Genomic DNA, 19700 nt, shown 5'->3' with positions numbered 1-19700 from the left:
CCATGACCGGATTCCTGCAACAGGTCATCCAGGGGCTGAGCACCGGCGCCATCTACGCCAGCCTGGCCCTCGCGCTCGTGCTGATCTACCAGTTCACCGGGATCGTCAACTTCGCCCAGGGCGAGCTGGCCATGTTCTCCACCTACATCGCCTGGCAGTTCACCGCGGCGGGCATGCCGTTCTGGCTGGCGCTGGTGCTCACGCTGGTCGTGTCGTTCGCCGGCGGCATGCTCATCGAACGGGTGATCATCCGGCCGGTCGAGGGGGCGCCGGAACTGACCCTGGTGATCGTCACCGTGGGGCTGTTCATCTTCGTCAACGCCGCCGCCGGATGGATCTGGTCGTTCCTCATCAAGGACTTCCCCAACCCGTTCCCCGGCGGCGCCTTCGAGGTGGGCGGGCTGACCGTCGGCTTCCAGACGCTGGGCGTCTTCGCGGTCGTCGGGATCGTCATGGGCCTGCTCTACCTGCTGTTCCAGCACACCAAGATCGGGCTCGGGATGCGCGCGGTGGCGACCAACCCGGTCTCCGCCCGGCTGGTCGGCATCCGGGTCGGCGTGACGCTGGCGCTCGGCTGGGGGCTGGCCGCCACCGTCGGCGCGGTCTCCGGCGTGCTCGTCGCACCGCTGCTGTTCCTGGAGCCGAACATGATGGGCGGCGTCCTGATCTACGCCTTCGCCGCCGCCACGCTCGGCGGCTTCGACAGCCCGGCGGGGGCGGTCGCCGGCGGGCTGATCGTCGGCGTGGCCGAGACCCTGGCCGGCGCCTACGTCGGGGCCATCGGGCCCGACCTCAAGGTCGGCGTGCCGCTGGTCATCATCCTGGGCGTGCTGCTGCTGCGGCCCCAGGGCCTGTTCGGGCGAGCGGTGGTGGAGCGGGCATGAGCGAGTCGACACAGGTCACCAGCAGGGCCGGCGCGCCTCCACGGGGGCAGGCGCAGGCGCCGGGCCGACGGGTCCGCCGGCAGTGGATCGTGGCCGGCGTGCTGCTGGCCGCCGCGATCTACGCGCCGTTCCAGCTCGTGCCGTTCCACGTGTTCCAGCTCACCATGGTGCTGGTCTACGCGGTGGCGCTGCTCGGGCTGAACGTCCTGGTCGGGCACGCCGGGCAGATCTCGCTCGGGCACGGCGCGTTCTTCGCCGCCGGGGCGTACGCGGCAGCGATCATGATGTTCCACTGGGAGCTGCCGTACCTGGCGACGCTGCCCGTGGCCGCCGCCGTGGCGTTCCTGCTGGGGCTGGTGCTGGGCGTGCCCGCGATGCGGCTGCGCGGCCTCTACCTGGCGCTCGTCACACTGGCCATCGCGATCTTCCTGGTGCCGCTGCTCAAGCGGTTCGAGGAGGTCACCGGCGGGTCCATGGGGCTGTCGCTGGCCAAGCCGGCGCCGCCCGCGTGGAGCGGCCTGGCCGAGGACCAGTGGCTGTACTTCCTCGCCCTGGCCGTCGCCGTGGCGGCGTTCCTGCTGGCCGCCGGGCTGCTCCGGTCTCGGGTGGGGCGGGCGCTGCACGCCGTGCGCGACAACGAGATCGCGGCCGAGGTCATGGGGGTGCGGCTCTCGTACTACAAGACGCTCGCCTTCGCCTGGAGCGCGATGTTCGCCGGGGTGGCGGGCTGCGTCTACACGTGGGTGATCGGGTTCGTCTCGCCGGACTCGTTCCCCGTCACGCTGTCGATCACGCTGCTGGCGGGCATCGTCGTCGGCGGTCTCGGGTCGCTGTCGGGCCCGGTGCTCGGCGCGCTGTTCGTGATGTTCGTGCCCAGCCTCTCGCAGGACGTCAACGAGGCCGCGCCCGGCGTGATCTTCGGCCTGCTGATCATCGCGGTGATGTACGTGGCCCCGACCGGCCTGGCCGGCCTGGCGGGGCGCGCGGCCAACTCTCTCAAGAAGACCCTCCGGAAGGGGTAACACGACATGCGTTTTACTGCGATCGGCCGTACGGCGGTGACGGCCACCCTGGTGATCGCCGCGGCGGCCTGCGGGGGTCGAGGGGAGACCGGAGAAGGGCAGGCGACGACCAGCGCCGCCCAGGGACAATGCCAGGGGCAGCAGACCACCGGCATCACGGACACCACGCTCAAGCTCGGCGGCATCTACCCGCTGTCGGGGCCGGCGTCCGCCTACGGTGACATCCCCAAGGGCATCAAGGCGTACTTCGACTACGTGAACGCGGAGAAGGGCGGCGTCGACGGGCGCAAGGTCGAGCTGGTCGTCCGCGACGACGGCTACCAGCCGCCGAAGGCCGTCGAGGAGGCGCGCAGGCTGGTCGAGCAGGAGCAGGTGTTCGCCCTCTTCCAGACGCTGGGCACCCCCTCCACGACCGCCACCTGGGACTACACCAACCAGCGCAAGGTGCCACAGGTCTTCGTCGCCACCGGCGCCTCCCAGTGGGGCACCGACACCGAGCACCCGTGGACCATCGGCTGGCAGCCGAACTACGTCTCCGAGGCCCGCGTCTACGCCCAGTACCTCAAGACGGAGAAGCCCGGCGCCAAGGTCGCCGTCCTCTACCAGAACGACGACTTCGGCGAGGACCTGTTCGGCGGCTTCAAGCGGGCCATCGAGGGCACGGACGTCACCGTCGTGGCGGAGCAGAGCTACGAGGTCACCGACCCCAGCATCGAGCCGCAGATGCGCAACCTGGCCGAGTCAGGCGCCGACGTGTTCCTGAACGTCACCACCCCGAAGTTCGGCTCGCAGGCGCTGGCCGCCGACGCCAAGAACACCAAGTGGAACCCGCTGCACATCGTCAACAACGTCGCCGCCTCCGTCACGGTGCTCAAGCCGGTCGGCTTCGAGAACGTGCAGGGCGTCGTGTCGTCCTCGTACTACAAGGACCCGAACGACCCGCAGTGGGCGGACGACGCGGAGATGAAGCTCTACAAGGAGAAGATGGCGCAGTACGCGCCCGGCGCCGACCCCAACATCCCGTACCACACCTTCGGCTGGGCCGTGGCGAGCAGCTTCCACAAGGCGTTGGAGGCCGCGCCCTGCAAGACCCGCGAGGGCCTGATGGAGTCGGTGCGCAACCTGAACAACGTCCAGGTCGACATGCTGCTGCCCGGCGTGACCATGCAGACCTCGGCCGACGACGCCTTCCCGATCGAGTCGATGCAGCTCATGGAGTTCAAGGGTGAGCGCTGGGAGGTGTTCGGCGAGGTGATCGACACCCGTAAGGAGTTCGGTCCGCTCAGCAACTGACGCCGGTCAGGGGCCGTCCGCCTTCGGAGGCGGACGGCCCTTCGGCGTCCGGCGGTCAGAGGCGAGGCGTCACGGGCGCGCCTTCTCCGGCAGCGGCCGCCCGTCCTCGCCGAGGTAGTCGCGCCAGGAGCGCGACGGCCGCCAGCCGAGCAGGCGGACGGCCTTCTCGCAGGAGATGCCGGACGCGTCGGGCCTGGACAGCGGCCTGATCGGGATCGCCTCGCCGTAGACCGTGGTGATCAGGTCGGCCAGCCCGCGGTTGGCCGCGTTGTCGGGCGAGGCGATGCAGAACACCTCGTGACCGGGCAGCCCGGACTCGACGGCCAGCACGATCGCGTCGGCCAGGTCGTACACGTCGATGTAGCTCCACAGCCCCGCGCTCGGCTGGTAGGGGTCGCGGAGCTGCGGCCCCAGGTTGCGGGCGTAGTTGCCCTCGTGCTGCACCCAGCTCGGCCGCAGCGACACGCACGGGATGCCGGTGCGGCGCACCGCGGCGTCCATGAGCTGCTCGCCGAAGTGTTTCGAGAGCGCGTACGGATCCTGCGGCGCGACCGGGTGGTCCTCGTCGATCGGCGCGTACGACGGCAGGAACGGCCGATCGGCGAAGAAGAAGCCCGGCACGGTCTCGCTGGAGATGTTGACGAACCGCGTCACGCCGAGCGCCACCGCGGCCTCGATCATGTTGAACGTGGCCATCAGGTTGTTCTGGAACACCACGTGCGGCGGGTTGTGGGTGGGGTCGGGGATCGCGGCGGCGTGCACCACCGCCTCCGCCCCGCGCACCACCGCGAACGCCTGGCCCGCGTCGGTCAGGTCGGCCTGCCGGTAGCCGGGCTCGGCCGGGTCGGGCCGCTCCCAGACCGGGCGGGTGACGTCGACCGCCGTCACCTCGTGGCCCGCGCCCATCAGCGCCCGCACGGCCGCGCGGCCGACCTTGCCGTGCGCTCCCGTCACGACGACCCGCATCGCACCCTCTTCCCGTGATGGCTCACCCGTCGGACTCCGGATAGGCGAAGAAGCGGGTGTGGACGCGCCGCGCCCCGGGGCCCGCCTCCTCGGCCGTCTTGTCGTACTTGCCGAGGAGCGCGATGTATTCCTCGAAGAACTCCGCCAGCTCCTCCAGCGTCACCCGGATCGTGCCCCGGGAGTAGGGGAAGGCGTCGCCCCAGCCGCCGGGATCGACCGCCGCCTGCGCGCGGCGGAACGCCTGCATGTCGTCGGTGATCGCGCGGGCGTTCATCTCGTCGATGATCGCCCTGGTCTCCTCGTCCTGCTCGCTGCGGAGCGGGAAGCGCAGGTCGGCGGGGACGAAGCGCCACCAGCGCTCGCGGCCGTGCGCCTTCTCCGGCAGCTCCTCGACGAAGCCGTGCTTGGCCAGCTCGCGCAGGTGGTAGCTGGTGGCGCCGGTGTTGAGGTCGAGCTCGCGGGCCAGCTCGGCGGAGGTGGCGGGGCCGTGGGCGCTGAGGTGGTTGAGGATGCGCTGGCGGCGGGGGTGGGCGAGCGCGCGCAGCGCCTCAAGGTCGTCGAGCTTGCGCGTGCCGTGCTCAGCCATGGCGTCAACCTAACTGTCGCGTGAGTTCTGTGCAACTTTGCCCGCTGCTAGCTGGGGTTCGGGGGTGAATTGTGCACAAGCCAGCTTGCACAATCCATTGTGCACAGTTCATTATGCATCTATGGATGCTCTCTCCCGGCGGCTGCCGGCCGCCGTCGCCCTCGTCGCCGTCACCCTGCTCGCGGTCGCCGCCTGGCTGGCCGAACTGCCGCCTGCCCCCGCCGGGCGGGACGCGCCGCCCGGCTCGTTCAGCGTCGAACGGGCCTGGCCCGTCCTCGAACGCATCGCCGGCGAGCCCACGCCCGTCGGGTCCGCCGCCGGCGACGCCGTCCGCGACCATCTCGTGGCCGAGCTGACCCGGCTCGGGTTACGGCCCGAGGTGCAGACGGGGGCCGGCGCGCACCCGTTCGGCGGGGACGTGGTGGCCGGGGTCACCGAGAACGTGATCGCCGTCGTCCCCGGCGCGGACTCCACCGGCCGCGTCGTGCTGGCCGCCCATTACGACTCCACGCCCACCACGCCCGGCGCCAGCGACGACAAGGCGTCCGTGGCCGCCATCCTGGAGATCGCCCGCGCCCTGCGCGCCGGGCCTCCGCTCCGCAACGACCTGGTGCTGCTGCTCAGCGACGGCGAGGAACCCGGGCTCATCGGGGCCGAGGCGTTCCTCCGTCACCCCATGGCGCGGGACGGCGGCGTCGTGGTCAACCTGGAGGGGCCGGGGAACGCCGCCCCGTCGTCCGTCTACAACGTGACCCCCGGCGGCGGCGCCCTGGTGGGGGCGTTCGCGCGGGCCATGCCGCACCCGGTGGGCGAGTCCGCGATGGTGGGGGCCTACCGGGGGACCGGCTTCCACTCCGACCTGACCGTGCTGGAGGAGAACGGGTGGATCGGGATCGACCTGGGGCTCGCCGGCGGGCGCGCCTACTACCACCATCCCCGTGACACCCCTGCCGCCCTCGACCGGGCGGCGCTGCAGATGCAGGGGGACAACGCGCTCGCCATGGTCCGCGAGCTCGGCTCGGCCGACCTGCGTGAGCTCCGGCAGCCCCGGGACGAGGTGTTCTTCACGATCTTCGGCGTGGTGTTCCGCTACCCGGCGGGACTCGCCACCCCACTGGCTGTCCTGGCCGCCCTGGCCGTCCTGGCCCTCGCCGCGTACACCCGCCTCTCGGCACGACCCCGGAGGGCGGAGCCGGGGACCGACCCGGACGGTGGGGTGGGTGCGGGGCCGGCGTCCGGCGGCACCCGCCCTGCTCGGACACGGGCCGCCACCAGGTTCGGGGGTGCGGCGCCTGTGACGGTGCCGCGGTTGGTCGCCGGGATGGTCGCCGTGCTCGGGGTGCTGGTCGTGGTCACCGGGCTGAGCATGGGGTTGTGGCCGGCGCTCGTGGCTCTGGAGCCGGGGTACGGGGATCTGGTCAGCGATCCGTACCGGCCGGAGCCGTATCGACTGGGCCTGGTCATGATGGCGGTGGCCGTCGTGTGGGGGGCGTACGTGGCGCTGCGGCGGTGGCTGAACGCGGTGGTCCTGACCGTCGGGGTGCTGTTCTGGCTGGCGGTGCTCGGGGTCGCGGCGGCGTTGCTGATGCCCGGGGCGTCGAACTACGGGTCGCTCACCGCGCTCGCCGGGGCCGCGGGGCTCGCGGGCGCGCTGGCGCTGCGGCGGCGGCCCGTGCTGGGGACGGTCGTGCTGGCGTGCGGGGTGGCGCCGGCGGTCGTGATGTTCAGCGTGGGAGCGCGGTCCATCAGCACCGCGATCGGGCTGGTGATGGCCGCCCCCGCAGGTCTCTTCTACGCCTTCGCCGCCCTGTCGGCGCTCCCCCTGCTCGCCGCCGTCACCCCGGGAGGTGGCCGGACCCCGGCGGCAGTTCCTGCGCGCGGCGAAGCCCCGGCGGCCGTCCCTGCGAGGGGCGGCGCGCCGGTCCAGCCGACCGGCGTCGGGCCGACGACGGGCGCGGAAGGTGGTCCGGGTGTGCGCGTCGGGCGGCGGACGGGCGGGGGAGGGGGCGGGCGCTTCTGGCGGTGGGTCGGGGTGTGGGGTGGGCCTGTGGTGGCGGGGGTGCTTGCTCTGGTGCTGGGCGGGGTGGGGCTGGGGGTCAACCGGTTCGGGGAGGAGCGGCCCCGGCTGGCACATCTGGCGTACGTGCTCGACGCCGACGCCCGGCAGGCCGCGTGGGTGAGCATGACCGAGCCGCCGCACCCGTGGGCGGCCGAGCGGGCGCCGGACGTGCCCGGCTCCTGGGACCTGCCGCTTCCGTACCGGCAGGTGCCCGCCCGCGTGGGGACCGCGCCCGCCGCCGGGCTGCCCGCGCCCGAGTTGACCGTGCTGGAGGAGCGGCGTGACGGCGGCGAGACCACACTGCGGGTACGGGTGCGGTCCCAGCGGGGGGCCTACCAGCTGAACCTGCATGCCGACGTCGCGGTCATCGGTGGCTCGTTCGAGGTGCCCGGGCTGGCGCCGGTGACGCTTCCCGCGTACGAGCCGGAGGGCGGGGCGTGGCCGTTCGAGGTGCAGTTCTTCGCGCCGCCGGAGGAGGGGGTGGAGTTCACGCTCCGGTTCGAGAGCGCGACGCGGCCACGGCTGGCGGTCGCCGACATCACGCTCGGCCTCGACGGCGTCCCGGGGCACCGGCCGCGCCCGGCGGGGGTGGACATGACCCCGTCCGGCGGCGGGCTCCCCACCGACTCGGTGACGGTGGTCAGGGTGCTCTGAGCATCCTGGGCGCGGAACTTCGCACCGAAGGTCAAAAGCTGAAAATCTTCTTGGGAAACCCCTCGGGCTGAGCGCCGTAAGCAAGCCTTCGGCCTGCCCGGCCCGCCGTGGTCCGGGAAGAGCACATCCCGCCTCGGGACAGAGTCCTGACCGGCGACATGGAACGGCGGGGTCCTGTGAGGGCAGGGCCCCGCCGTTCCGGGGCGTCAGTTCTGGGCGGTTGCGGAGGAGAGCGCGGCGCGGGCGCCGGCCGGGCGGTCCGGGATGGTGCGCAGGTCGAACGCGTACCGGGCGGTGGAGTCGGCGATCGCGTCGGAGTTCACGTCCAGCGCGAACGCGTTCACGTTGGTGAGGGTGTCGCAGGCCAGGTGGTAGCACGGGTCGTAGGCCTGGCCCGCCGTGCCGCCCCACAGGGCCGCCTCATCCGGCGTCTTGATGCCTTCCGCGCCGGTGAAGATGCCGCCGGAGGGGATGCCGACCGCGATGAACGGCCCGTAGTCGGAACGGCCGTCGAAGTCGGTGCCTCGGGTCGGCACCTTGCGGTCCTTGAAGAACTTCTCCAGCCGCGCCTCGATCTGCGCCGATCCGGGCGGGCCCGCGGGAGCGCCGGTGGCGTCGGAGTCGTCGCCGTCGTAGAGGAACAGGCCGTAGTTGGGCGAGGCGACCATGTCGAAGTTCAGGTAGACCCTGATCCGGTCGCGCTGCGCCTGGGTCAGGCTCTCCACGTACTGGTCGGAGCCCAGCAGGCCGATCTCCTCGGCGGCCCAGAAGGCGAAGCGGACCTTGTTCTTGACCGGGAAGTGCCGCATCTGCAGCGCGGTCTCCAGGATCGCGGCGCTGCCGGAGGCGTTGTCGTTGATGCCCGGGCCCTCGGGGACGCTGTCCAGGTGGGCGCCGACCATGACCACGTCGCGCGAGTCGCCCCAGCGACTCTCGGCGATCACGTTGTCGTTGGTGCCGAGCGTGAGCGTCGCGTCGACCGCCAGGCGCACCGGCGTGGCCGTGGTGGCCAGCGCGTTGCCGACGGCGAAGTCGGCGTAGATCATCGGGATCCCGGCCCGCCACTCGCCGATGTCCAGCGGGTTGGCCTCGGTCCGGCCCGGCTGGCCCTCGTTGAAGACGATGATCGCGGACGCGCCGGCGAACCCGGCGTTACGGACCTTGGTGGCGAACGGGCAGGTGCCGCGCTGGATGAGCGCGATGTTGCCCGCGGTGAACCCCGCGAAGTCCGCCATCTCGCAGCCGCTGGTCGAGGTCGGCGTGGGGGCCGGCGGCAGGGTCAGGTCGACGCCCTGCACCGGGGCCGTCACGTCGCCGGCCGGCGACGGCTGGAAGGTGAAGAAGTCCTCGTTGGGCGTGTAGTCCGCCAGGACGGGCGGGCTGTTCTCGACCCAGCCCGCCACGAAGTCGATCGGCTGCAGGGTGACCTTGTAACCGGCCTTGCGGAGCTTGTCGGCGACGTAGTCACGGGACGCGTCGTAACCGGAGGTGCCCGCCGCCCGGTTGCCCCCGTTGGCGTCGGCGATGGCCTGGAAGGCCTTGAGGTGCTTGCTGACGTTGGCGCCCTTCACCTGCTTCACCAGCAGCTTGGCGAAGACCTCGTCGAGCCCTCCGGCGGCCTGGGCCGGAGACGTGAGGGAGAGCGGGAGAGCGAGTGCCGTGACCAGGGCGAGGGCACGGACGACGCCTCGGCGAATTGTCATGTCGCACTTTCCATGTGACGGCAGTGGAGTCATGCGCCCGTCTGGGCGCGGGGCCATCTCGGGGGATGGCTAGAGGGAGATCCGCACGGCAACTCATGCCCCCGAAGCGTGCTGAACGGAACGTATGCCCGAAGGCAGCCCCTGAGAAGGCCCAGTCAGCCCATCACATGCGGCAGATTTGGGACACTCTCGCAGTTGACGACCCCGCGTACGCGGTCTATAGGGGCCCTCGCCGCCACGGCCCCCTGATCGCGTACGTGCGCCCTGGCGGATCGAGCGAGGCCGTCGAGCCGAGCTGGTTGACGAAGAGCACCGACCCGTCGGGGCTGAAGCACGCCCCGGCGAACTCGCTGTCGTCGGCGATGTTGACCGCGAACTCGAAGGGCCGGCCGCGGCGCGGGTCCAGCCCGATCAGCCGGTTCACGTTGGCCAGGCCGGGGGCCAGCGGGTGCGGGTCGGCGTCGGCGTCGGAGGCGTCGTCCTCGCACAGCACGATGCCGCCGCGCGGGGTGAACGTCAGGTTGTCCGGCGAGTCCAGCTCCTTGCGCCCCGGCGACTCGTACACCAGGACCAGCGTCCCGCCCTCGCGGCCGGGGATGTACCGCCAGACCTGGCCGTACCCCTCCACGTAGCCGTCGGCGCCCGGCGCGTCGCCGTTCTTGGCGTCGCCGCCGCTGGTGGAGTTGAAGAACACCGAGCCGTCGCCCCACCAGCAGCCCTCCAGCCGGTTGAACTTCGCCCCGCCCTTGGCCAGCCCCTGCTGCGTGCAGGTGGGGGCGCCGCCCTCCAGGTCCGGGTCGGGGTCGTCGACGCGCACCCACTCGACCGGCAGCCTGGCGCCCATCCGCTGGCCCTCGCGGCAGTCGTAGCCGTCCACGCCGCGGATCTTGAGCATCTCCAGCACGCCGCCCCGGGCCAGGTTCTCCGGGTCGCGCGGGCGGAACCGGTAGAACCCATCGGGCTTGCCCGAGTCGTCCTCGGTCTCGTACACGTACCCGGTGCGCGGGTCGACGGCGACCGCCTCGTGCGAGAAGCGGCCCATCGCGGTGAGCGGCATGGACGCGGCCGGTCTGCCGGGGGAGGGGCCGCGCAGCGGCACCTCGAAGATGTAGCCGTGCTTGCGCTGCCATCCGCCCGCCGGCCCCGCGGTGGTCTCCTCGCAGGTCAGCCAGCCCCGGTCGCCGAGCATGCGGCCGCCGGCGCAGTTGATGATCGTGCCGTTGAGGCTGACGAAGTGGCGCAGGACCTCGCCGCTGCGCAGGTCCACCTCCAGCGTGGTGGTGCCGCCGACGCCCAGTTCGTCGTACCGGGCGGAGCCGGGCACGTGCACGCGGCCCTCGGGCGTGCCGGGGGCGGTGCGCACCTCGTGGTTGCGGATCAGGCGGACGGTGTGCCGGCGGGTGCCGGGGAAGGCGGCCATGCCGTCGTGCGCGATGGGCGTGAGCACGCCGTCGGACATCGGGGTGCCGGTCCTGCCGAGCACCACGTACGAGAACCCGGACGGCAGGGCGAGCAGTTCCTCGCCGGTGTTCGCGCTGGGGGCGCGGCGGAGCGGGCCGTAGCCCTCGCCGCCGGTGGCGGCCTCGCGGCCCGTCTCGGCCCAGGAGGCGTGCGCGGCCAGGGTCTGGACGGCGACGGCGGTGGCCAGGGCGCCGCCGGTGGAGAGGAAGGATCGTCGATCGAGCGCGGTCATGGGGAGTTCACCTCGCTGACAGCTCGGGTTCACAAAGCGTAGACGCCGGATTCGAGGGCAAGGAGGCCCAACTTGATCGGGCCGCGCGAAGTAGCGTGTGAACCGTTCCCGGCGCGAAGGGGCAGGTGTGCTGCAGCGGATCCTGCGGATGGCGGTCGCCGTCACGGTGGTGGTGCTGGCCCTCGTGCCCGACAGCCTGGTCGGCCGGGTGGCCGGGGCACTCCCCGGGGACTGCCCGCCGCGCGACACCCGGGTCCTGGCCCGCTACCCGATCACCGGTTACTGGATGATCCCGCGCTCCGACGCGTGCGTGACCCGGCGGATGGTCGAGGCCATCCACGGGGTGGGCGCCGACACGCTGATCACGTTCGGCGCGCGGCTGCTGCCCGCGTCCGTCGGCCCGGACGGGCGGGTGGGCGGCGCATTCGACGACTGCGTCGAGGACGGCAGGACCTGCTACCAGGCCGCCCGCGACACCGGCAGAACGATCCGGCAGGTCTACACGTACACGGCGAGCGAGCACTTCGGGGCCGGGGTGCTGCGCTGCCCCGGCCTGGACCGGCGAATCGAGAACGGCGGGCGCGTCTACTACCGGCTGATGCTCGGCGACTCGTGCGAGGCGTCCTCGTACGACCTGCTGCTGGTCGCCGCCGACGGCGACGGCGTGGGGCACATGATGACCGAGGCCGCCGCGCAGGGTATGAAGGTCTTCCCCGGCCTGCCGGTGCCCCCCAAAGACGGGGCCAAGCCGTGGCTGCCCGACCTGGCCCACCTGCCGGCGCTCAACGCCTTCACCGCGCGGGTGGTCGCCGACTACCGGCAGCGGTACGGGGCCTCGCCCGCGCTCGGCGGCCTCTACCAGTCGTTCGAGCTGGCCATGCGGGGCCGGGCCGGCGACGACCCGATCATCGCCCTGTACGCGGCGCAGCACGAGGTGGTGGCCGGCGCGTGGCCCGGGGTGACGATCATGGTGAGCCCGTTCTGGGACGCGCGCCGGGGCCGCGGCTTCCCGCCGGAGCAGGTGGAGAAGGGGTTCGACGAGATCGCGGCCACCCGGGCGGGGGCGCCGATGGTCATCGCGATCCAGGACGGGCGCGGGGTCGGCAAGGTCCCCGTGCACGGGCCTGACGAGGCGGACGCGCCGGTGGACCCGCGGCTGGAGCCGGTCACGGGCAAGGTCACCAACCGGCAGGCCTACTACGGCTCCGCCCGCGACTACATCGAGGCCGCGGCCCGGCGGGTGACGCCCGGCGTGCGGCTGTGGGTGAACGTCGAGGTGTTCGAACCCACCCAGGTGGCGGGCGAGTGCGGCCGGGCCGACCCGTTCCCGCTGCGCGGCCGTACCACCAAGGCCCGGGTGGACGAGCAGGTCGCGGCGGCCGCCGCGCACGGCACCAAGATCATCGCGTACGGCTGGGACCCGTTCTTGACCTGCCGTGACGACCCGTCGGCACCGTCGCTGGCCGACGAGCTGGCGGCCGGCTGGCAGGAGCCGATCGTGGCGCGAGCGACCCCGGCCGTGCGGGACGGGGTGGCCGGCGTCCTGGTCGAGGGCTACCACCTGGAGGGCGGCACGCTGCGCTTCACCTACCACCGGGCGGGCTCGGGGCCGGTGACGGTGGAGGCGTCCCAGGAGTGGCACGACCCCGGCACGGGCCGGGACATCCCGCTGGAGTCCGCGTGGGCCCCCTTCGAGCCGGAGGATCCGGATCCGGCGCGGCCGTGGGTCACCATCACGGCCACCAACGGCGCCGGGCACACCGCCACGTCCGGTTACGCCATGGCCGTCAGTCCGTGACCTCGTGGCGTCGGTCACCTATCGTGTCGTCGTCGTGACTTAGTGTGCTTCTGGGATTCGTTCTAGAGGGGGACCGATGTCACGCCGAAGCACCCTGGTCGCGCTGGTGACGGTGAGCACCGCGCTGGTCGCGCCGCCCGTGGAGGCCGCCGCCGCGCCGCCGCCCGTGCCGGGAGCAGAGGTCTCACCGGTCATGGATCCGCAGCGGGCGATCGACTACTGGACGGCCAGGAAGCAGTCCAGGGCCGACGCCGTCGACCTGCCGGAGAACGTCGTCATCCCGCGGTCGGCGGGGTCGAGGGTGAGCGTGCCGCGCAACGAGCGGCTGACGCCCGGCTCCGACGCCAACGGCTACGCCCGCGTGCGCAAGCCCTACCGGCGGACGCTGGAGAGCAGGGCCACCGGCCGGCTGTTCTTCCTGGACGCGGCCGGTGACCGCAGGTCGTGCAGCGGCGCGGTGGTGCGCTCCGCGCGCAAGCTGCTGGTGGCGACGGCCTCGCACTGCGTGTACGGGGTGGCCGGGAGGGGCGGGCGCGCCACCTGGTCGGAGCACATCGCGTTCGTGCCCGCGTACGACGGCAAGGCCGCGAGCCTGCGCGAGCGCGCCCCGTACGGCGTGTGGGGAGCGCGGCGCGTCTACAAGCCGCGGTCCTTCACCGGCGTGTCGCCCTACGACTGGGACTCCATCTACGACCTGGCGCTGGTCGAGGTCGGCAGGCGGGGCGGCGCGACGCTGCAGGGGACGGTGGGCGGCTTCACGCCGCTGCGCAACGAGGGCGGCCGCCACACCGTCGCCAGCCTCGGCTACCCGAGCGACACCCCGTACGACGGCACCCGCCAGCTCTGGTGCCTGGCCCGCACCCGGCCGTGGGCCGGACACGCGGTGCGCGGCGAGACCGGCGGGCGGCTGCGCACCGACAACTGCCACCTGTACGGGGGCAACAGCGGCGGTCCCTGGCTGACCAGGGACGACGGCCTGCTGATCGGGGTGCTGACGTCCGGGGCGAACGACGAGGCCGGCCACGGCTACGCGGTGGCCAACCCGCTCGGCCGGGACAGCTTCGGCGCGGTGGTGCGCCGGGCGGACCCGGCGGGCGTGTACGACGCGCTGTCGGTCGAGGGCTCGGGCACCGCCCGCGAGGTCACCGCCACCGTGACCATGAGAGGGCTGATGGCGGCGGCCCAGGTGCCGGTCACGTTCACGCTCCCGCCCGGCTCGCGGGCGGGGGACGCGCCGGGCTGCGAGGGCGAGGGGCGGCGGGTGACGTGCACGCTCGCGCTGATCCGCCCGGGTGAGTCGGTACGGGTGAGCGTCCCCGTCCGGATCCCGCGTGATGACCGGCCGAGCGCGACCGTGTCCGTCGGCTCCACCTTCCTGGACCCGGACCCGCGCGACAACAGGGACACCTTCCAGCTCGCGTCACGGTGACGCGGCCCCGTCCAGGGCGGCGCCCAGCAGGTCCAGCAGGGGTTCCCGGCGGCGGCAGTTCTCCAGCGCGAACGAGTCGGCCAGCGCGATGAGCTCGGTGTCGTCGAGGCCCCTGAACAACTCGGCGTACTCGGGCAGCAGCGCCTGGGCGATGAGGATGTGCCTCACCAGGTCGTCGGTCTGGTAGCGGGCGCCCCACGGGTACGGGTCCCAGGCGGGGAACTCGGTCTCCACCAGCGCGTGCAGCGGGGCGAGCGCCTCGGCGCCCTCCTCCATCGTGGAGCCCCATCGGTCCGCGCCGAGCCGCCGCTTCTTGTCGATGAACGGGCCGAACCTCTCCAGGTACGGCCCGCCCGCGCACACCAGGCCCTGCAGGCCGACGTCCTTGTAGGTCCACAGGGACCAGCCGGCCTCGTGGCGGTCGTAGATCTCCAGCTGGTCGCGCAGGATCTGGTAGCGCTCCCCGTCCCGCTCCGGGTCCCCGGTGTAGACGGGCCCGAACTCGCCCACCCACAGCGGGGTGCCGGTCTCCCGCTGGAACCGCGACCGCTGCTCGAACGTGCGCTCCAGCTCGTCCTTGTCACACCAGCGGCCCTGGGTGTAGCCGGGATAGCCGCCGCCGTGGGCGAACCCGGCCAGGGCGTAGTCGTGACAGACGAACACCGTGTTCTCGTACACCTCCCTGAAGATCGAGAAGTCGGTCGAGTAGGTGTTGCCGTCCAGGAACAGCACGTGCCGGGGATCGGCCGCGCGCACCGCCTTGACCAGCCGGTCGTAGAACGGGCCGATGACCTTGCCGGTCGGGTCGCCCGGCTCGTTGACCGGGTTGTAGCCGGCCACCCACGGGTTGTCGCGGTAGTGGTCGGCGATGGCCTCCCACAGGTGCACGGTCCGGTCCTGGAAGTGCCGGTGCTGCCAGAAGGCGGCCACGTGCGTCGGGTTGTCGGAGTGCCAGTGCTGGTTCTGCGAGCCGGGCAGCGCGTGCAGGTCGATCACGCTGTAGATGCCGTGCGCGCCGAGCAGGCCGATCACCCGGTCCAGGTGGTGGAACCCGTACTCGATGATCTCGAAGGGCCGGTCGTCCGCCTCGAAGTGCCGGTAGCTGATCGGGATGCGGACGCAGTTCATGCCGAGCCCGGCCAGCAGCGCCGCGTCCCGCTCGGTGAAGAAGGAGGTGAGCAGCCGCTCGAAGAAGAGCGCGGCCCGCTCCTCGCCCAGCACCTGACGCACCGCCGCGCGCATCGACGCCTCGTTGGCCGGGTAGCCGGTGATGAAGTTCTCCATGTTCATCCAGCCGCCCAGCCCGACCCCGCGCAGGCGTACGGGCCGGTCGTCGGCCGTGCGGAGCCGAGCTCCGGAGACGTGCAGCATGGTCACCCTTTCGTCGCTCCCGCTGTGAGACCACCGATCAGGTGGCGTTCCGCTATGGCGTAGAACCCCAGCGCCGGCACCATGGCCAGCACGAGGTAGGCGAGGACCCGCGCGGTGTCGGAGCTGTACTGGCCCTGGAACTGCTGCACGCCGAGCGGGAGCGTCCAGCTCAGCTCGTCGCTGAAGACGACCAGCGGGAGCATGAAGTTGTTCCAGCTCCCCACGATCGCCAGCACCGACACGGTGGCCAGCGCCGGGCGGGCCATCGGCAGCAGGATCCGCCAGAAGAAGCCGAACGGCGAGCAGCCGTCGATCGTGGCCGCCTCCTCGATCTCTCCCGGGATGCTCCTGAAGAACTGGCGCAGGATGATGATCGTCAACGGCAGCCCGAACGCGGCCTGCACGAGGATCACGCCCAGCGGGTTGTCGATCAGGTTCAGCGTGCGGAGCATCACGAAGATGGGCAGGATCGCGACCGCGAACGGGAACATCAGGCCCGCCGTGAACAGCGTGAACAGCGCCTCCCTGCCCCGGAAGGCGAAGCGGGCGAAGACGAACGCGGCCAGCGCCGACAGCGCGACGACCAGCACGGTGGTCGCGACGGCGATGAACGTGCTGTTCCAGACCTGGCGCCAGAACGACCCTTCGGCCAGCACCTCGGTGTAGTTGCCCGGCTCCCACGGGCTCGGCAGGCCGAACGGGTTCACCGAGAGCTGCTGGGTGCTCTTGAAACCGCCGAGCAGCGCGTACACCACGGGGATGAGGATGAACGCGCCGACGACCCAGGCGATCGCGTGCAGGGGCAGGGTCGTGCGCTTCATCGTTTCCCTCCCATGGCGGTGGTCGCGCCCTCCAGGTCACGCCGCATGACCAGGCGCTGGTACGCCAGGGCGAAGACGAGGCTGAGCCCGAACATCACCACGCTGATGGCGCTGGCGTAGCCCACCTGGGCGCGCTCGAAGCCGAGCGTGAACATGGTGACGGCGAGCGTCTCCGACGCGTGCGCGGGCCCGCCCTCGGTGAGGATCCACACCAGGTCGAAGAGCTGGATGGTGTAGATGACGGAGAGGAACACGCTGATCCTGATCGTGGGGCCGAGCAGGGGCAGCGTGACGTACCGGAAGATCTTCCAGCCCGCCGCTCCGTCGATCTTGGCGGCCTCGATCAGCTCGTTCGGGATGTTCTGCCGCCCGGCGAGGTAGATCATCATGTGGAAGCCGAAGTACTTCCAGGTCATGACCACGAAGATCGACCAGAGCGCGCTGTCCGGGTGCGACAGCCACTCCGACTCCAGCCCCAGCGGGCCGAGCAGCTGGTTGGCGATGCCGTTCTCCGGCGACAGGATCAGCGAGAACAGCACGCCGGTGATGACCTCGGACAGCACGTACGGCGCGAAGAACACCAGCCTGTAGAGCGCCCGCCCCCTGATGCGCTGGTGCAGCAGCATCGCGATGCCCAGCGCGAACGGGAGCTGGATCACCAGGGTCGCCACGATCAGCAGCAGCAGGTTCCCCAGGTCGGTGTAGAAGATGTCGCTCTCGAAGAGCCTGGTGAAGTTGCCGAAGCCGATGAAGTCGGTGGGCAGGCCGCCGAAGCCGTTCCACCTGAACGCGCTGGCGTAGCCGGCGACCAGGATCGGGGCCACCACGAGCAGCAGGAAGAGGGCCAGCGCCGGCAGCACGAACAGGGCGATCGTCAGCCGGTTGCGGGGTCTTCCCCGCCTGCGGCGGCGGCGCGGACCGGCCGGAAGCGTCTCCGCTTCCGGCCGGCGGGTCACGGTCGTCATTCGCTCTCGCTCTTGGCCACTTCGGTGATGTCCTGCGCCACCTGCTCCGGGGTCTTGGCGCCCGCGAACAGCTCGGCCACGCTGTCGTTGACCTCGGCGCCGACGGCGGGCGGGTACGCCTGGTCCAGGTAGAGCTGGAAGCCGGTGGCGCTCGCCAGCGACTCGGCGACGACCTTGAGGTTCTCGTCCTTGACCGCGCTCTCCACGCCCTTGAGGACGGGGAGGACGGCGCCGGACTCGACGGCCTTGGTGTGGTTCTCGGTGCTGGTGAGGAACTTCAGGAAGTCGAGGGCCTCCTTGGGCGCGTCGGCGCCCACGGCCATGCCGCCGCCTCCGCCGAACGCCTCGGTGATGGCGCCCTTACCGCCCTCGACCTCGGGGAACGGGAAGAAGCCGAGGTCCTCGCCGAGGCCCTCGCCGGAGTCGGCCTGCACGGTCGGCGCCCACTGGCCCATCAGCTCCATCGTGGCCTTGCCGTTGGCGACGCTGGCGGACTGGCCGTCGGGGGTCGAGTAGCCGGCCCCGAGGAAGCCGCGCTGGAACGGCTCCAGGTCGACCAGCGCCTTGAGCTGCTGTCCGGCCTGGACGAACTCAGGCTTGGTGAAGTCGTGGTCGGTGCCGGCCTGCTGCAGCGCCGGCAGCCCGGCGATGCGCATCGCGAGGTAGGCCCAGTAGTAGTGGCCGGGCCACTTCTCCTTGCCGGCCAGCGCGATGGGGGTGATGCCGGCGGCCTTCAGTTTCTTGACGGCGTCGAGGAAGCCGGTCCAGGTCGTCGGCGGCTCGGCGATGCCCGCCTTCTCGAAGTGCTTCTTGTTGTACCAGAAGCCGACCATGCCGATGTCCGTGGGCAGCGCGTACGTCTTGCCGTCGAACTGGTACGCGGCCATGGAGGCCGTAGTGAAGTTCGTCAGATCGACGTCGGCGCTGATGTCCTTGATGAGCCCGGCGTCGACCTGCTGCTTCAGCACACCGCCGCCCCAGGTCGCGAAGACGTCGGGCGCCTTGCCCGACTGGGTCAGCGTGGTCAGCTTGGCCTTGTACGCCTCGTTCTCCAGAACCGTCATCTTGACGGTGATGTTCGGGTTGGCGGCCTGGTATTCCTTGGCCCGGGTCTCGTAGATCGTCTTCAGCGGGTCGGACGTCGACAGGTGCCACCACTCCAGGGTGACCTTGCCGGGCGCACCGCCTTCCTCGGGTTCAGTGGTGGCGGTCTGCCCGCCGCCGCACCCGGCCACCAGGACGGCTGCCGCTATCAACGCACAGGTTCTCTTCATAGGGGTTCCCTCCTCGGCTGGCGAAAGTTTCGTGAACCCCCCGATATTTTCATTGACCGGAGCATAGGTATATGGCTGACAAAGCGTCAATAGCCGCGTCGGTCGCGATCGGATCACGACCGGTTATCCGGATTCCGAAAGTTTCGGCTAAACTCCGGATCATGTCTGGGAAGAGGCGGGTGACGATCGCTCTGATAGCCGAGGAAGCCGGGGTGTCGATCCCCACGGTGTCCAAGGTGATCAACGGCCGGCCCGAGGTCGCCCCGGCGACCCGCCATCGCGTCGAACGGCTGCTGCACAAGCACGGCTACCAGCGGCGCATCAGCCAGGACGAGACCCCGGCCGGGCTGGTCGACCTCGTCTTCACCGAGATGGAGTCGCCTTGGGCGATGGAGATCGTGCGCGGCGCGGAGAGCGCCGCCCACGAGGCCGGGGCCAGCGTCGTCATCACCGTCCTGCACACCCACGCGGGGCCGGGCCGCGACTGGCTCGAACGGCTCGCCGGCCGCCGGACCGACGGCGTGGTGATCGTCGCGTCGAAACTGTCGTCCGGCGTGCAGGACCAGCTGAGTGCCCGCTCGCTGCCGTTCGTCGTGGTCGACCCGGAGGGCGAGCCCGCCCCCGGCGTCGTCTCCGTCGGCGCGACCAACTGGAACGGCGGCCTGGCCGCCACCCGCCACCTGCTGGAGCTCGGCCACCGCCGCATCGGCATGATCAGCGGGCCCGCCGACATGCTGTGCAGCCAGGCCCGCATCGACGGCTACCGCGCCGCGCTGGAGACGGCCGGGGTGCCCGCCTCGCCCGAGCTGATCCGCCGCGGCACGTTCATGGTCGACTCCGGCCACGACCACGGCCACGCGCTGCTCTCCCTCGACGACCCGCCGACGGCGATCTTCGCGGGCAGTGACATGCAGGCGTTCGGCGTCCTGGAGGCGGCCCGCCAGCGCGGCCTGCGGGTGCCCGAGGATCTCAGCGTGGTCGGCTTCGACGACATCCCGCTGGCCAAGTCGGCCTGGCCGCCGCTGACCACGGTGCGCCAGCCGCTGCAGGAGATGGCCGCGCTCGCCACCCGCACCGTGCTGGCCATGCGGCGCGGCGAGACGCCCGAGGCCCGCCGCGTCGAGCTGGCGACCGAGCTGATCGTGCGCGAGAGCACCACCCCGCTGCCCGCCTGACCCGGGT

Annotated in this window: 15 protein-coding genes; 7 read left to right on the top strand and 8 right to left on the bottom strand. The window is 71.7% G+C overall.

The window, feature by feature from the left end; all coding sequences use genetic code 11:
* The first annotated feature begins 2 nt into the window (after window positions 1-2).
* Genes ABD999_RS08405 through ABD999_RS08395 form a run of 3 tightly spaced genes read left to right on the top strand, consistent with a single transcriptional unit; the run spans window position 3 to window position 3199 of the window.
* Window positions 3-884: a branched-chain amino acid ABC transporter permease gene (locus tag ABD999_RS08405; RefSeq protein WP_219545606.1), complete on the top strand. Its 882-nt coding sequence runs from the start codon at window positions 3-5 to the stop codon at window positions 882-884.
* The gene (locus tag ABD999_RS08400) at window positions 881-1906 is read left to right on the top strand and encodes a branched-chain amino acid ABC transporter permease (protein ID WP_271278123.1); all 1026 of its coding nucleotides are present in this window, start codon (window positions 881-883) and stop codon (window positions 1904-1906) included. Before ABD999_RS08405 ends, ABD999_RS08400 begins: the two co-directional genes overlap by 4 nt.
* A 6-nt stretch (window positions 1907-1912) precedes the next feature.
* Window positions 1913-3199 (top strand): ABC transporter substrate-binding protein, encoded by a 1287-nt coding sequence (locus tag ABD999_RS08395; protein WP_148034017.1) that lies wholly within the window; start codon window positions 1913-1915, stop codon window positions 3197-3199.
* 69 nt (window positions 3200-3268) lie between these two features.
* On the opposite strand, the gene ABD999_RS08390 is transcribed toward ABD999_RS08395, so the two are convergent.
* Window positions 3269-4165 (bottom strand): NAD-dependent epimerase/dehydratase family protein, encoded by an 897-nt coding sequence (locus ABD999_RS08390; protein ID WP_148034016.1) that lies wholly within the window; start codon window positions 4163-4165, stop codon window positions 3269-3271.
* Window positions 4166-4187: 22 nt separating this feature from the next.
* Window positions 4188-4751 (bottom strand): ArsR/SmtB family transcription factor, encoded by a 564-nt coding sequence (locus tag ABD999_RS08385; protein WP_271278122.1) that lies wholly within the window; start codon window positions 4749-4751, stop codon window positions 4188-4190.
* A gap of 121 nt (window positions 4752-4872) precedes the next feature.
* On the opposite strand from ABD999_RS08385, the gene ABD999_RS08380 reads away from it, so the two are divergent.
* Window positions 4873-7464: a M28 family peptidase gene (locus ABD999_RS08380; protein WP_271278121.1), complete on the top strand. Its 2592-nt coding sequence runs from the start codon at window positions 4873-4875 to the stop codon at window positions 7462-7464.
* A 206-nt stretch (window positions 7465-7670) separates the two neighbouring features.
* Here the strand turns inward: ABD999_RS08380 and ABD999_RS08375 are convergent, their stop codons facing one another.
* A complete protein-coding gene (locus ABD999_RS08375) occupies window positions 7671-9167 on the bottom strand; it encodes a M28 family metallopeptidase (protein WP_148034013.1) in 1497 nt (498 codons plus the stop codon).
* Window positions 9168-9384: 217 nt separating this feature from the next.
* Window positions 9385-10860 carry an alkaline phosphatase PhoX gene (locus tag ABD999_RS08370; protein ID WP_271278120.1) on the bottom strand — a complete coding sequence of 492 codons (1476 nt, stop codon included), beginning with the start codon at window positions 10858-10860 and terminating at the stop codon, window positions 9385-9387.
* 127 nt (window positions 10861-10987) lie between these two features.
* Between ABD999_RS08370 and ABD999_RS08365 the strand changes: the two genes are divergently transcribed.
* Both ABD999_RS08365 and ABD999_RS08360 read left to right on the top strand, forming a co-directional pair.
* Window positions 10988-12658 (top strand): DUF4434 domain-containing protein, encoded by a 1671-nt coding sequence (locus ABD999_RS08365; protein ID WP_271278119.1) that lies wholly within the window; start codon window positions 10988-10990, stop codon window positions 12656-12658.
* 76 nt (window positions 12659-12734) lie between these two features.
* Entirely contained in the window at window positions 12735-14087 is a 1353-nt protein-coding gene (locus ABD999_RS08360; RefSeq protein WP_271278118.1) for a trypsin-like peptidase domain-containing protein, read from the top strand.
* Here ABD999_RS08360 and ABD999_RS08355 read toward each other — a convergent pair.
* The 4 genes from ABD999_RS08355 to ABD999_RS08340 are packed head-to-tail and all read right to left on the bottom strand — an operon-like array spanning window position 14079 to window position 18518.
* Window positions 14079-15458, bottom strand: coding sequence for a glycoside hydrolase family 5 protein (locus ABD999_RS08355; protein WP_271278133.1), 1380 nt, complete (start codon window positions 15456-15458; stop codon window positions 14079-14081). The genes ABD999_RS08360 and ABD999_RS08355 overlap by 9 nt on opposite strands.
* 2 nt (window positions 15459-15460) lie before the next feature.
* Window positions 15461-16279, bottom strand: a complete 819-nt coding sequence (locus ABD999_RS08350) for a carbohydrate ABC transporter permease (RefSeq protein WP_148034009.1) — start codon at window positions 16277-16279, stop codon at window positions 15461-15463.
* A complete protein-coding gene (locus ABD999_RS08345; RefSeq protein WP_345482641.1) occupies window positions 16276-17244 on the bottom strand; it encodes a carbohydrate ABC transporter permease in 969 nt (322 codons plus the stop codon). The genes ABD999_RS08350 and ABD999_RS08345 overlap by 4 nt, the downstream gene beginning before the upstream one ends.
* On the bottom strand, window positions 17241-18518 hold the full coding sequence (locus ABD999_RS08340) for an extracellular solute-binding protein (RefSeq protein WP_271280476.1): 1278 nt from the start codon (window positions 18516-18518) through the stop codon (window positions 17241-17243). Before ABD999_RS08340 ends, ABD999_RS08345 begins: the two co-directional genes overlap by 4 nt.
* A gap of 161 nt (window positions 18519-18679) precedes the next feature.
* Between ABD999_RS08340 and ABD999_RS08335 the strand changes: the two genes are divergently transcribed.
* Entirely contained in the window at window positions 18680-19693 is a 1014-nt protein-coding gene (locus ABD999_RS08335; RefSeq protein WP_148034006.1) for a LacI family DNA-binding transcriptional regulator, read from the top strand.
* The last annotated feature ends 7 nt before the right edge of the window (window positions 19694-19700 follow it).

The organism is Nonomuraea ferruginea, from assembly GCF_039540635.1.
In the GTDB taxonomy this organism is placed as follows: Bacteria; Actinomycetota; Actinomycetes; order Streptosporangiales; family Streptosporangiaceae; genus Nonomuraea; species Nonomuraea ferruginea.
Note: the sequence above shows the minus strand (reverse complement) of the source record. Positions and strands in the feature narration are given on the sequence as shown.

Excerpts from the sequence above, each read along its gene's own strand:
- ABD999_RS08405 (WP_219545606.1), top strand. The coding sequence starts at position 3 with ATGACCGGATTCCTGCAACAGGTCATCCAGGGGCTGAGCACCGGCGCC.
- ABD999_RS08400 (WP_271278123.1), top strand. The coding sequence starts at position 881 with ATGAGCGAGTCGACACAGGTCACCAGCAGGGCCGGCGCGCCTCCACGG.
- ABD999_RS08395 (WP_148034017.1), top strand. The coding sequence starts at position 1,913 with ATGCGTTTTACTGCGATCGGCCGTACGGCGGTGACGGCCACCCTGGTG.
- ABD999_RS08390 (WP_148034016.1), bottom strand. The coding sequence starts at position 4,165 with ATGCGGGTCGTCGTGACGGGAGCGCACGGCAAGGTCGGCCGCGCGGCC.
- ABD999_RS08385 (WP_271278122.1), bottom strand. The coding sequence starts at position 4,751 with ATGGCTGAGCACGGCACGCGCAAGCTCGACGACCTTGAGGCGCTGCGC.
- ABD999_RS08380 (WP_271278121.1), top strand. The coding sequence starts at position 4,873 with ATGGATGCTCTCTCCCGGCGGCTGCCGGCCGCCGTCGCCCTCGTCGCC.
- ABD999_RS08375 (WP_148034013.1), bottom strand. The coding sequence starts at position 9,167 with ATGACAATTCGCCGAGGCGTCGTCCGTGCCCTCGCCCTGGTCACGGCA.
- ABD999_RS08370 (WP_271278120.1), bottom strand. The coding sequence starts at position 10,860 with ATGACCGCGCTCGATCGACGATCCTTCCTCTCCACCGGCGGCGCCCTG.
- ABD999_RS08360 (WP_271278118.1), top strand. The coding sequence starts at position 12,735 with ATGTCACGCCGAAGCACCCTGGTCGCGCTGGTGACGGTGAGCACCGCG.
- ABD999_RS08355 (WP_271278133.1), bottom strand. The coding sequence starts at position 15,458 with ATGCTGCACGTCTCCGGAGCTCGGCTCCGCACGGCCGACGACCGGCCC.
- ABD999_RS08350 (WP_148034009.1), bottom strand. The coding sequence starts at position 16,279 with ATGAAGCGCACGACCCTGCCCCTGCACGCGATCGCCTGGGTCGTCGGC.
- ABD999_RS08345 (WP_345482641.1), bottom strand. The coding sequence starts at position 17,244 with ATGACGACCGTGACCCGCCGGCCGGAAGCGGAGACGCTTCCGGCCGGT.
- ABD999_RS08340 (WP_271280476.1), bottom strand. The coding sequence starts at position 18,518 with ATGAAGAGAACCTGTGCGTTGATAGCGGCAGCCGTCCTGGTGGCCGGG.
- ABD999_RS08335 (WP_148034006.1), top strand. The coding sequence starts at position 18,680 with ATGTCTGGGAAGAGGCGGGTGACGATCGCTCTGATAGCCGAGGAAGCC.